Origin of the sequence: Streptomyces sp. NPDC051582 (genome assembly GCF_040681715.1) — a bacterium.
GTDB lineage: Bacteria > Actinomycetota > Actinomycetes > Streptomycetales > Streptomycetaceae > Streptomyces.
The window spans coordinates 93,752-105,500 of sequence record NZ_JBFAZJ010000003.1 but is presented as its reverse complement, the minus strand read 5'-3'; the positions used below and the strand labels follow the sequence as shown (position 1 = coordinate 105,500).

The window sequence follows — 11,749 nt, the reverse complement described above, 5'->3', positions numbered from 1 at the left end:
ATGTCTCACCTGCTCGATGGCGTCAACGCCGCCTCGATCCGCTCCGACGTCCCGGCCTTCCGCCCGGGTGACACGATCAACGTGCACGTCCGCGTCATCGAGGGCAACCGCTCCCGTATCCAGCAGTTCAAGGGTGTAGTCATCCGTCGCCAGGGTTCTGGCGTCTCCGAGACCTTCACCGTTCGCAAGGTCTCCTTCAGCGTCGGCGTCGAGCGCACCTTCCCGGTGAACTCCCCGATCTTCGAGAAGATCGAGCTCGTCACCCGCGGTGACGTGCGTCGCGCCAAGCTGTACTTCCTCCGTGAGCTCCGCGGCAAGGCCGCGAAGATCAAGGAGAAGCGCGACCGCTGATCTCCTCTCCGGGTCCCGGGGGCGGCCGGATAGGCTCGCCCTCGATGGACACCGAAGCAGAGCTCACACAGCGCGGCCACTCCTCCCCCGAAACGGGGGAGGGGCGGTCGCGTTTCGCGTTGTGGGGGCACCGCGCGCTGCCCGGGTGGCGGGACTTCCTGACGGTGCGGGGGGCCGCGGCGCTCGGCGTGGTCTGCACCGCCTTCCTGCTGCTGATCAGCAATTTCGTCGTACAGCCCTTCAAGATCCCGAGCCGGTCCATGGAGCCGACGCTCCAGGTCGGGGACCGGGTACTGGTGAACAAGCTGGCGTACCGTTTCGGCGACCGGCCCTTGCGCGGGGACGTGGTGGTCTTCGACGGCACGGGGTCCTTCGTGCGGGAGAGCGCCGAGGGCAATCCGATCGGCGAGGCCCTGCACGGCGCGGCCTCCGCGCTCGGGATCGCAGAACCGTCCGAGACCGACTTCGTCAAACGGGTCGTGGGCGTCGGCGGGGACGACGTGGTGTGCTGCGACGCCGGCGGGCGGATCAAGGTGAACGGGGTCCCGGTGGAAGAGCCGTACGTGTACCCGGGCGACACGCCCTCGAAGGTGCCGTTCCGGATCGTCGTGCCCCTTGGGACCCTGTGGGTCATGGGCGATCATCGTTCCCAGTCCCGGGACTCCAGGGACCACCTGGGGGAACCGGGCGGGGGGATGGTGCCGGTGGAGAAGGTGATCGGGCGGGCCGACTGGATCGGCTGGCCGGTGTCGCGCTGGGGGTCCATTCCCGCGGCTCCCGCCTCGACCGTGCCCTCCGGCGGCGGTCATGGGTAGCCGGGGGCGTTCGAGAGACGGCCGGATCCCCGAGCCGGAGCCCGAGCCGAGGCGGACGCCCCAGTCCCCGCCCGCGCCCACCCCCCAGTTCTGGCGTGCACCCGAGACCCCTGGCGGCCCCGAGCCGCGGCGTGAGCCCGAGCCCGCCGCGGTCCCCGAGCGGCCGGTGCGGGAGCCCGGGGCGCGGCGAGAGGCCGAGGCGCAACCCGTCGCGGCCGAGACCGGCGGCCGGGCGGCGCGGCGCCGGCTGGCCCGGCGGGTCAAGCGGCGCAGACGCACCCGCCGGGTGGGCGAGGTGCCGCTGCTGATCATCGTGGCGCTGTGCATCGCGCTCGTCCTCAAGACCTTCCTCGTCCAGGCCTTCTTCATCCCGTCCGGATCCATGGAGCAGACGATCCGCATCGGCGACCGCGTGCTCGTCGACAAGCTGACCCCGTGGTTCGGCTCCAAGATCGAACGCGGCCAGGTCGTGGTGTTCAAGGACCCCGGCGGCTGGCTCAAGGGCGAGGCCGCGCGCCCGCCCGAGGACCCGGTCGGCGTCAAACAGATCAAGGAAACGCTGACCTTCATCGGCCTGCTGCCCTCCGCCGACGAACAGGACCTGATCAAGCGGGTCATCGGCGTCGGCGGCGACACCGTCGTGTGCTGCGACGCCACGGGCCGCGTCACCGTCAACGGCACGGCCCTCGACGAGCCGTACGTGAGCCCCGGCAACGCCCCCTCCGAAATCCGCTTCGAGGTGCGGGTCCCCAAGGGCCGGCTCTTCGTCATGGGAGACCACCGGGCCAATTCGGCCGATTCCCGCTACCACCTCGACGAGGCCTTCGACGGCACCATCGACGAGAACGGCGTCGTGGGTCAGGCAGTGGTCATCGCCTGGCCGTTCGACCACTGGCGCAAGCTCGAACAGCCGGCCACCTTCCGTTCGGTCCCCGATCCGGCCCCGAGCGGGCGACGCGGCCGCCGCGGGCGCCGACGGGGCCCGCCGTTCGCATAGTGTGTCCTCGGTCTCCCGCGCCTTAGGGAACTCCCGCTCGTTAAGGGAGGGGAGGGCCCGTGCCTGCTTCGGCGCGGGCGGCGATCTGCGAGGTTGAGGAGTGGATGTGGGGGATGTGGCGGTAGGCGCGCGATCCGGACGCGATGAAGGCGAGGAGCGGCCGGACGATGCCGAGCGCGGAGCCGAGGACGAGGACAGTGGTGCCGAGGCGAAGCCGCACCGCTCGTTCTGGAAGGAGCTCCCGCTCCTCATCGGCATCGCCCTGCTGCTCGCCCTGCTGATCAAGACCTTCCTGGTGCAGGCGTTCTCGATCCCGTCCGACTCGATGCAGAACACCCTGCAGCGCGGTGACCGGGTGCTCGTGGACAAGCTGACCCCGTGGTTCGGCTCCGAGCCCGAGCGCGGCGAGGTCGTGGTCTTCCACGACCCCGCGAGCTGGCTGGCCGGGGAGCCCACCCCGGAGCCCAACTTCGCACAGCAGATCCTCAGCAAGATCGGCCTGATGCCGTCCGCGGACGAGAAGGACCTGATCAAGCGGACCATCGCCATCGGCGGTGACACGGTCGAGTGCAAGAAGGGCGGACCGGTCGTCGTCAACGGCAAGGAGCTCGACGAGCCGTACATCTACCCGGGCAACACCCCGTGCGACGACGCCCCGTTCGGTCCGATCACGGTCCCCAAGGGCAAGATCTGGGTGATGGGCGACCACCGGCAGAACTCGCAGGACTCCCGCTACCACATGCAGGACTCCACCCAGGGCTTCGTGCCGGTCGACAAGGTCGTCGGGCGGGCCGTGGTCGTGGCCTGGCCGATCACCCGCTGGGCGACCCTGCCCGTCCCGGACACCTTCGACCAGCCCGGCATCGGGAACCAGACCAAGGCGACCGCGATGGGTCTGGGGGCCGCCGGGCTGGCGCCCGTCGGACTCGGCCCGGCCGCACTGGGCCTGGCCGGAGCGGTTCCGGTCGTGCTGTGGCGCCGGCGGAGGCTGACCAGCGGGACTACCGGCAGGTAGGGTGCCGCCCAGGTCGTCGATCCCGGAAGTGTGGGGGCGCTGCAATGGGCGGAACGCTGCGAACGCAGACAAGCGGTACTGAAGGAATACGCGGTGCCAAGGACGGCCGCGGCGGTCTCGGCCACGTGCTGTCGGGAGTCGCCGTGGCCGTCGGCTTCGTGCTCTTCCTCGGCGCCTTCGCATGGGGGGCCTTCGTCTACCGGCCTTACACCGTGCCGACCGACTCCATGACGCCGACGGTGAACCCGGGCGACCGGGTGATCGCGCAACGGATCGACGGCGGCCAAGTGCGGCGCGGCGACGTGGTCGTGTTCACCGACCACCTGTGGAGTGACTCGCCCATGCTCAAGCGGGTCGTCGGCATCGGCGGCGACACCGTCAAGTGCTGCGACGCGGGCGGCAAGCTCACCGTGAACGGCAAGGAGCTCGACGAGCCGTACCTGGTGCACGCCCTGCCCGAGGGGGCGCAGGGCATCCCGCAGCCGGCCTCCGACACCCCGTTCGAAGTCAAGGTGCCCGAGGACGGCCTGTTCCTGCTGGGCGACCGGCGCGCCAACTCCCTCGACTCCCGGTCCCACCTCCAGGAAGCAGGCCAGGGCAGCGTGCCCCGGTCGGCCGTCCAGGCCCGCGTCGACGCCCTCGCCTGGCCCGCGGCGAGGATGCTGGAGCGGCCCGCCGCGTACGCCTCCCTGCCCGGCGGGACCTCGCGGCCCGGTCCGCTGCGCCTCCAGCTGGTCGCGGTGGTGGCCGGAGCCGCCCTCGTGCTGCTCGGGGCCGCCTACGGGCCCCTCGTACGGATCTTCGGGCGCGGGCGGCGGCGGGAGCCGGCCGGTGGCCGCTGAAGCGGCCGCCGCGGGCGGCCCCCGCCGGGTGTCCCGGGTGATCCTGCTGGACCCCGCGGACCGGATCCTGCTGCTCCACGGTTTCGAACCGGACAATCCCGCCGACCACTGGTGGTTCACCCCGGGCGGCGGACTCGAAGGCGGCGAGAGCCGGGAGCAGGCCGCACTGCGGGAGCTCGCCGAGGAGACCGGGATCACGGAGGTGGACCTCGGGCCCGTCCTGTGGCAGCGGTACTGCTCCTTCCCCTTCGACGGGCGGCGCTGGGAGCAGGACGAGTGGTACTACCTGGCCCGGACCACGCGGACGCGGACCGACATGGGCGGGCTCACCGAGCTGGAGCGGCGCAGCGTCAGCGGTGCCAGGTGGTGGACCTCCGAGGAACTTCTCTCGGCCCATGAGACGGTGTACCCGACCAGACTCGCCGAGCTGCTCCGTACGCTGCTCGACGACGGTCCTCCGGGTGCGCCGGTGGTCCTGGCCCCGGAAATCGTTTAGGGGCGCAGGGGCCTGGCGCACAATAGGGGGACGCACGGCTGAAGGGGAACATGCCATGAGCGCCGAGGACCTCGAGAAGTACGAGACCGAGATGGAGCTGAAGCTCTATCGCGAGTACCGCGACGTCGTCGGGCTGTTCAAGTACGTGATCGAGACCGAACGTCGTTTCTACCTCACGAACGACTACGAGATGCAGGTGCACTCGGTCCAGGGGGAGGTGTTCTTCGAGGTCACGATGGCCGACGCCTGGGTGTGGGACATGTACCGCCCGGCCCGGTTCGTGAAGCAGGTGCGGGTGCTGACCTTCAAGGACGTGAACATCGAGGAGCTCAACAAGAGCGATCTCGAACTGCCCGGCAGCTGACGCCAGGCCCTTCGCCGCCCGCGCCCCGTCCGTGCGCCCACCGCCCCGACCTCCCCGGATTCACTCTCAGGAGTGAGCGGGTTGTCCACAATGCCCTCGCTGTCCACCAAGATCCACAGGGTGGCCGGGACCGCGGGATCGTCGGGGGCGGAGGTGGTGCCCGATGAACGCGAAGGGCGTGGCACAGCAGGCATTGGGGCGGTACGGCGAGGAACTCGCGGCGCGACGGCTCACCGAGTCCGGAATGACGGTGATCGCCAGGAACTGGCGGTGCCGCAGCGGAGAGATCGACATCGTCGCGCGGGACGGGGACGCCCTCGTCGTGTGCGAGGTCAAAACACGCCGCACGGGGGACTTCGAACACCCCATGGCCGCCGTCCGGCCCGGCAAGGCCGAGCGCCTGCGCCGGCTCGCCGGGCGCTGGCTCGCCGACCACGGCGGACCACCCCCGGGCGGAGTACGGATCGACCTCGTGGGAGTCCTGCTGCCACGGCGCGGCGCGCCCGTGGTGGAACACGCCCGGGGGGTGGCGTGATGGGGTTCGCACGAGCCTGCTCGGTGGCCCTGGTCGGCGTCGACGGCGTGGTGGTGGAGGTCCAGGCCGACCTGGAGCCCGGGCTCGCCGCCTTCACCCTGGTGGGGCTGCCCGACAAGACCCTGACCGAAAGCCGCGACCGGGTGCGGGCCGCCGTCGTGAACTCCGGCGCCACCTGGCCGCAGAAGAAGCTCACGGTCGGGCTCAGCCCGGCCTCCGTACCGAAATCGGGCGCCGGCTTCGACCTCGCCGTCGCATCGGCCGTGCTGGGCGCGGCCGAAGTGATCGACCCCGCCGCCATCGCCGATCTGGTGCTCATCGGCGAGCTGGGACTGGACGGCCGGGTGCGGCCGGTGCGCGGCATCCTGCCGGCGGTCCTCGCCGCGGCCGACGCCGGCTACCGGAACGTGGTGGTGCCACAGCAATGCGCCGCCGAGGCCATGCTCGTCCCCGACGTCAGCGTGCTCGGCGTCCGCAGCCTGCGGCAGCTGATCGCGGTCCTCACCGACGCGGAGGTCCCCGAGGAGGAGCCACCGGACCGACCCGGGCGGCCCGATCCGATGCTGGCCGGGCTGATGGTCCCGGGCGCGGGCATCGGCACCGGGATCTCCCGGGGCGGAGGCCGGGCCGGGGACGGCGAGAGCCCCGACTTCCCCGACCTCTCCGACGTCGCCGGACAGCACGGCGCCCGCCGGGCCCTCGAAGTGGCCGCCTCAGGGGGCCACCACCTCTTCCTCAGCGGACCCCCCGGAGCCGGCAAGACGATGCTGGCCGAGCGGATCCCCTGGATCCTCCCGCCGCTCTGCCGACAGGACTCCCTGGAGGTCACCGCCGTCCACTCCGTCGCCGGAGTCCTGCCACCCGGCGAACCGCTCGTCGCCCGGCCCCCGTACTGCGCACCCCACCACTCGGCGACCATGCAGTCCCTCGTCGGCGGCGGACCGGGCGTACCGCGGCCCGGGGCGGTCTCCCTGGCCCACCGGGGCGTGCTCTTTTTGGACGAAGCCGCCGAATTCAGCACGAAGGCACTGGACGCGCTGCGCCAACCCCTCGAATCGGGGCACGTGGTCATCGCCCGGGCCGCCGGAGTGGTGCGGCTGCCCGCCAGGTTCCTGATGGTCCTCGCGGCCAACCCCTGCCCCTGCGGCCGCCACACCCTGCTCGGGGCCGGCTGCGAATGCCCGGCCTCGGTGATCCGGCGCTACCAGGCCCGACTGTCGGGGCCGCTGCTGGACCGGGTCGACCTGCGCGTGGAGGTCGAGCCCGTCACCCGCTCCGACCTGCTGGGGCGCGGCGGCCGCGGGGAGAGCACGGCGACTGTCGCCGACCGGGTACGCGAGGCCAGGGGGCGCACCGCGGCCCGGCTCGCCGACACCCCGTGGCGGCTCAACGCCGAAGTTCCGGGCCACGAGCTGCGCACCCGATGGCAAGCCGCACCCGGGGCCCTCGCCCAGGCCGAGCGGGACCTGGAGCGCGGACTGCTCACCGCCCGCGGGCTGGACCGGGTCCTGCGGGTCGCCTGGACCGTGGCCGACCTGCGCGGCCGCGACCGCCCCGACGCCCTCGACGTGGCCGTCGCCCTGGAACTGCGCACCGGCATCGCCCGCGGCGCGGCCCTGGCCGTGGGAGCGCACTCATGACCGCCACCGGATCCGGACCGCAGAGAGAATCCGGGCCCGGGGCGGGCACCGAGCCCGATCCGGAGTCGCTGGCGCGGGCCGCGCTCACGCGGGTGCTGGAGCCCGGGGACGAGACCGGCGGGCGATGGCTGCGCGAGCACGGCGCCGTCGCGCTGATACGGCTGCTGACCGGCCCGGACAGCGAGGCGGCGACGCTGACCGGGGTGGGGGAACCACGGCTCGCGGGCTATCGCAGACGGGCCGCGCTCGCCGACCCCCGGCGGGACCTGGCGATGGCCGCCCGCAGCGGCTGCCGGTTCATCCGCCCCGGCTCCGCGCAGTGGCCGACCCAGCTGGACGACCTCGGCGACGCCCGGCCCATCGGGCTCTGGCTGCGGGGCCGGCCGGACCTGCGGACCTGGGCACTGCGCTCCGTCGCCGTCGTCGGGGCCCGGGCCTGCACCCCGTACGGGGCGCACATGGCCCAGACCCTGGCCGCCGGGCTCGCCGAACGGGGCTGGGTGGTGGTCTCGGGGGCGGCGTACGGGGTCGACGGCGCGGCCCACCGAGGAGCCCTCGCCTCCGGCGGCGCCACCGCCGCGGTGCTCGCCTGCGGAGTGGACATCGCCTACCCGCGCGGCCACGCCGAGCTGCTCGGCCGGATCGCCCGGCAGGGGATCGTCCTCGGGGAGCTGCCACCCGGAAGCCACCCGACCCCGAGCCGGTTCGTCCTGCGCAACCGGGTCATCGCCGCCCTGACCCGGGGCACCGTCGTGGTCGAGGCGGCCCACCGCAGCGGCTCCCTGGTCACCGCCCGCCGCGCCCAGCGGCTCGGGCGGTTCACCATGGGTGTCCCCGGACCGGCCACCAGCGGGCTCTCGGGAGGGGTCCACGAACTGCTGCGCGGCGAAGCCGTGCTCGTCACGGACGCGGCGGAAGTGATCGAGCTCGTCGGAGACATGGGCGAACTGGCCCCGGAGCGGCGCGGCCCGGTGCTCGCCCGGGACCTGCTGGACCGGGACACCGCCCGCGTGCTCGAAGCCCTCCCGGCGGGCCGCCCCGCCCACGCGGACGAAGTGGCCCTCGCCGCGGGCAGCGACGCCGATGAAGTCATCGGCAGACTGTACGAACTTCACTCTCTGGGGTTCGTCGAACGGCAGGGCGAGAGCTGGCAGTTGACCACACAATCACCTGAAGGAGGCACACAAACCGGTGGCACCCGGCGAGGCGGTCATTGACCTGGGGCGTTCCGGTGAAAGAGTGAAGCCGATGAGAGACGCGGTCTCCCCGGTGGCAGCCGCCGGGACCGAGCGCCAGGCGCCGGTCCCGGGTCGCCCGCGCGAGTCAGGACGCCCCGGTGCCCATGCGCGATCCCGTACTCTTCGCGCACCGCGACACTTCCGTCACGCTACGCTCCCAAGGAATCCCGCTCCGGCAAAGGCGAAGCATGCCCCAGCACACCTCAGGGTCTGACCGCGCTGCGGTGCCCCCCGCTGCCCGCGGCAGCGTGCGGACCACCGCGCCCTCGCCCCTTGAGGTGCTGTGGCGCTCGTACAAGGAGAGCGGTGACGAGCGGCTGCGGGAGCAGCTGATCCTGCACTACTCGCCCCTGGTGAAGTACGTGGCCGGCCGGGTCAGCGTGGGCCTGCCGCCCAATGTGGAACAGGCCGACTTCGTCTCCTCCGGGGTCTTCGGGCTGATCGACGCCATCGAGAAGTTCGACATCGACCGGTCCATCAAGTTCGAGACCTACGCGATCACCCGCATCCGGGGCGCGATGATCGACGAGCTGCGCGCCCTGGACTGGATCCCGCGCTCGGTCCGGCAGAAGGCGAGGGCCGTGGAGCGCGCCTATGCCACCCTCGAAGCCCAGCTGCGCCGCACTCCGACCGAGCACGAGGTCGCCGGGGAGATGGGCATCGCCGTGGAGGAACTCCACGCCGTGTTCAGCCAGTTGTCGCTGGCCAACGTCGTCGCCCTGGAGGAGCTGCTGCACGTCGGCGGCGAAGGCGGAGACCGCCTCTCACTGATGGACACCCTGGAGGACACGGCCGCCGACAACCCGGTCGAGGTGGCCGAGGACCGTGAGCTGCGCAGACTCCTGGCCAGGGCGATCAACACCCTGCCGGAGAGGGAGAAGACCGTCGTCACGCTGTACTACTACGAGGGCCTCACGCTGGCCGAGATCGGCAACGTGCTCGGGGTCACCGAGAGCCGCGTCAGCCAGATCCACACCAAGTCGGTGCTCCAACTGCGGGCCAAGCTGGCGGATGTCGGCCGATGAGCTTGCGCCCCCTCCGTAGAGTGGACGTGTGCCCAGGATTCGAGCGGCCTCCGTGGCCGAGCACCGGTCGATGCAGCGCGGCGCCCTGCTGGACGCCGCGCGCTCCCTGTTGTCCGAAGGCGGGACGGAAGCGCTGACCTTCCCCGCCCTGGCGGAGCGCACCGGCCTCGCCCGGTCCTCCGTGTACGAATACTTCCGCTCCCGCGCGGCCGTGGTCGAAGAGCTGTGCGCGGTGGACTTCCCCGTGTGGGCCGCCGAGATCGAGGCGGCGATGGAGCGGGCCGAGTCGCCGGAGGCCAAGGTCGAGGCCTACGTGCGCAGCCAGCTGGGACTCGTCGGGGACCGGCGGCACCGGGCGGTGGTCGCGATCTCCGCCAGTGAGCTGGACGCGGGGGCGCGGGAGAAGATCCGTGCCGCGCACGGGGGGCTCGTGGCGATGATCGTGGAAGCGCTGGGCACCCTCGGGCACGAGCAGCCCCGCCTCGCGGCGATGCTGCTCCAGGGGGTCGTCGACGCGGCGGTGCGGCGCATCGAGCTGGGCGCCGCCGAGGACCCCGTCGTGGTGACGGAGGCGGCCGTGGCCATGGCTCTCCGGGGCGTGCAGAGCTGAGCCCCGGGGGCTCCCCCCGCCCCCCTGCCCCCGCCCCCCTGCCCCTGCCCCCGCCCCCGCTCAGCCGTCCTCGGGGGTGAGCGGCAGGAGTCTGGGCGCCTGGTGGGGGAGGACGGTCAGGGGGTTCAGGTACGTCGTGCCTGAGAGGAGGCCCCAGTGGAGACAGGGGGTCGTGCAGTGCGTGCCCTCCGTGAGGACCGCCACCACCTGGCCCGTCGTGACCTCCTCGCCCTCCGCGACCAGCGGCCGCACCGGTTCGTACGTGGTGCGCAGGCCGCCCGGGAGGGTCAGGGACAGGACCCCGCGGCCGGCCACCGGCCCCGCGTGGTGCACCCGGCCCGGGCCCACCGCCCTGAGCTCGGCGCCCACCGGGGCGGCCAGGTCAACCCCGCGGTGCCCCGCCGCGTACGGGGTCGGGGGAGGGTCCCACCAGCGCGTCACCACCAGGGGTGGCGGCAGTGGCCGGACCCCCGGGGAGAGTGCCTGGGCCAGGGTCAGGAGCAGTGTGAGCAGCAGGGTCGTCATGTGTCCAGGTTGCCGTCGGCTCGCCCTGCGTGAGCGGGCCTGTGGACAACCTGCCGGGTGTGGACAACGGCGTCACCTGGCATACCGCCCGGTCCCGTACACTTCTTACGGCGATCCGGGTCACCGGGTCGACTTCGCACGCCCCAGCACCAGCCGCTCAGGCCGGGTGAAAGCGTCTCTCGGTCCCCTTCGTCGGGGGCAGGACGCGGTGGGGCGTCAGGAACCAAACCGAGAAACCAAGGAGATGGCCATGGCCGTCGTAACGATGCGGGAGCTGCTGGAAAGCGGCGTCCACTTCGGTCACCAGACCCGTCGCTGGAACCCGAAGATGAAGCGCTTCATCTTCACCGAGCGCAACGGCATCTACATCATCGACCTGCTCCAGTCGCTGTCGTACATCGACCGCGCCTACGAGTTCGTCAAGGAGACCGTCGCCCACGGCGGCTCCATCATGTTCGTCGGTACCAAGAAGCAGGCCCAGGAGGCCATCGCCGAGCAGGCGACGCGCGTTGGTATGCCGTACGTCAACCAGCGCTGGCTGGGTGGCATGCTCACCAACTTCTCCACCGTCTACAAGCGCCTCCAGCGTCTGAAGGAGCTTGAGGCGATCGACTTCGAGGACGTCGCCGCCTCGGGTCTCACCAAGAAGGAGCTCCTGGTCCTCTCCCGCGAGAAGATCAAGCTGGAGAAGACCCTCGGTGGTATCCGCGAGATGTCGAAGGTTCCCAGCGCCGTCTGGATCGTCGACACCAAGAAGGAGCACATCGCCGTCGGTGAGGCGCGCAAGCTCCACATCCCGGTCGTCGCGATCCTCGACACCAACTGCGACCCCGACGAGGTCGACTACAAGATCCCGGGCAACGACGACGCGATCCGCTCCGTCACCCTGCTCACCCGCGTGATCGCCGACGCCGTCGCCGAGGGCCTCATCGCCCGCTCCGGCGCTGCGACCGGTGACTCGAAGCCGGGCGAGAAGGCCGCCGCCGAGCCGCTCGCCGAGTGGGAGCGCGACCTGCTTGAGGGCGAGAAGAAGGCCGACGACGCCGAGGCCGCCCCGGCCGAGGCCGCTGTCGAGACCCCTGCTGCCGAGGCCCCCGCGGCCGAGGCCCCGGCCGCCGAGGCACCGGCCGCCGAGGCCGTCGTCGAGGCTCCGGCCGCTGACGCCGAGCAGGCCTGACCCTCTGAGAGAGCCCGGCGTTCATCCGCCGGGCACTCGCAGCACGGACGATGACGGCGGGGGAGCCGCGCCTGGGCGCGCCTCCTCCGCCGTTCACCCGTAGATCTACGACTTCGAGA

At 72.1% G+C, this 11,749-nt stretch carries 13 protein-coding genes and 1 pseudogene; 13 read left to right on the top strand and 1 reads right to left on the bottom strand.

What is annotated here, in order from left to right; all coding sequences use genetic code 11:
• The 12 genes and pseudogenes from rplS (at nt 1) to AB0M92_RS05990 (ending at nt 9,928) form a co-directional block, all read left to right on the top strand.
• On the top strand, nt 1–351 hold the full coding sequence (gene rplS, locus AB0M92_RS06045) for a 50S ribosomal protein L19 (protein WP_008737520.1): 351 nt from the start codon (nt 1–3) through the stop codon (nt 349–351).
• A gap of 44 nt (nt 352–395) precedes the next feature.
• Entirely contained in the window at nt 396–1,166 is a 771-nt protein-coding gene (gene lepB / locus AB0M92_RS06040) for a signal peptidase I (protein ID WP_366100895.1), read from the top strand.
• Between the two features lie 229 nt (nt 1,167–1,395).
• A pseudogene (gene lepB / locus AB0M92_RS06035) lies at nt 1,396–2,310 on the top strand (signal peptidase I); the annotation flags it as partial.
• Nucleotides 2,279–3,178: a signal peptidase I gene (lepB, locus tag AB0M92_RS06030; RefSeq protein ID WP_366100894.1), complete on the top strand. Its 900-nt coding sequence runs from the start codon at nt 2,279–2,281 to the stop codon at nt 3,176–3,178. The pseudogene lepB (AB0M92_RS06035) and the gene lepB (AB0M92_RS06030), both read left to right, overlap by 32 nt.
• 44 nt (nt 3,179–3,222) lie before the next feature.
• Nucleotides 3,223–4,020 carry a signal peptidase I gene (gene lepB, locus AB0M92_RS06025; protein WP_366100893.1) on the top strand — a complete coding sequence of 266 codons (798 nt, stop codon included), beginning with the start codon at nt 3,223–3,225 and terminating at the stop codon, nt 4,018–4,020.
• A complete protein-coding gene (locus AB0M92_RS06020) occupies nt 4,010–4,516 on the top strand; it encodes an NUDIX hydrolase (RefSeq protein ID WP_366100892.1) in 507 nt (168 codons plus the stop codon). Before lepB (AB0M92_RS06025) ends, AB0M92_RS06020 begins: the two co-directional genes overlap by 11 nt.
• 55 nt (nt 4,517–4,571) lie before the next feature.
• On the top strand, nt 4,572–4,880 hold the full coding sequence (locus tag AB0M92_RS06015; protein WP_006139554.1) for a DUF2469 domain-containing protein: 309 nt from the start codon (nt 4,572–4,574) through the stop codon (nt 4,878–4,880).
• 163 nt (nt 4,881–5,043) lie between these two features.
• Nucleotides 5,044–5,415: a YraN family protein gene (locus AB0M92_RS06010; protein WP_359169080.1), complete on the top strand. Its 372-nt coding sequence runs from the start codon at nt 5,044–5,046 to the stop codon at nt 5,413–5,415.
• Nucleotides 5,415–7,055, top strand: a complete 1,641-nt coding sequence (locus AB0M92_RS06005; RefSeq protein ID WP_366100891.1) for a YifB family Mg chelatase-like AAA ATPase — start codon at nt 5,415–5,417, stop codon at nt 7,053–7,055. Before AB0M92_RS06010 ends, AB0M92_RS06005 begins: the two co-directional genes overlap by 1 nt.
• The gene (dprA, locus tag AB0M92_RS06000) at nt 7,052–8,272 is read left to right on the top strand and encodes a DNA-processing protein DprA (RefSeq protein WP_366100890.1); all 1,221 of its coding nucleotides are present in this window, start codon (nt 7,052–7,054) and stop codon (nt 8,270–8,272) included. The genes AB0M92_RS06005 and dprA overlap by 4 nt, the downstream gene beginning before the upstream one ends.
• Nucleotides 8,273–8,481: 209 nt before the next feature.
• Nucleotides 8,482–9,318, top strand: coding sequence for an RNA polymerase sigma factor WhiG (gene whiG / locus AB0M92_RS05995; protein WP_366100889.1), 837 nt, complete (start codon nt 8,482–8,484; stop codon nt 9,316–9,318).
• A 52-nt stretch (nt 9,319–9,370) separates the two neighbouring features.
• Nucleotides 9,371–9,928 carry a helix-turn-helix domain-containing protein gene (locus tag AB0M92_RS05990; RefSeq protein WP_366101152.1) on the top strand — a complete coding sequence of 186 codons (558 nt, stop codon included), beginning with the start codon at nt 9,371–9,373 and terminating at the stop codon, nt 9,926–9,928.
• 60 nt (nt 9,929–9,988) lie between these two features.
• Here the strand turns inward: AB0M92_RS05990 and AB0M92_RS05985 are convergent, their stop codons facing one another.
• Nucleotides 9,989–10,453 carry a M23 family metallopeptidase gene (locus AB0M92_RS05985; protein ID WP_366100888.1) on the bottom strand — a complete coding sequence of 155 codons (465 nt, stop codon included), beginning with the start codon at nt 10,451–10,453 and terminating at the stop codon, nt 9,989–9,991.
• A gap of 250 nt (nt 10,454–10,703) precedes the next feature.
• On the opposite strand from AB0M92_RS05985, the gene rpsB reads away from it, so the two are divergent.
• Nucleotides 10,704–11,630 carry a 30S ribosomal protein S2 gene (rpsB, locus tag AB0M92_RS05980; RefSeq protein WP_366100887.1) on the top strand — a complete coding sequence of 309 codons (927 nt, stop codon included), beginning with the start codon at nt 10,704–10,706 and terminating at the stop codon, nt 11,628–11,630.
• Nucleotides 11,631–11,749: the final 119 nt, after the last annotated feature.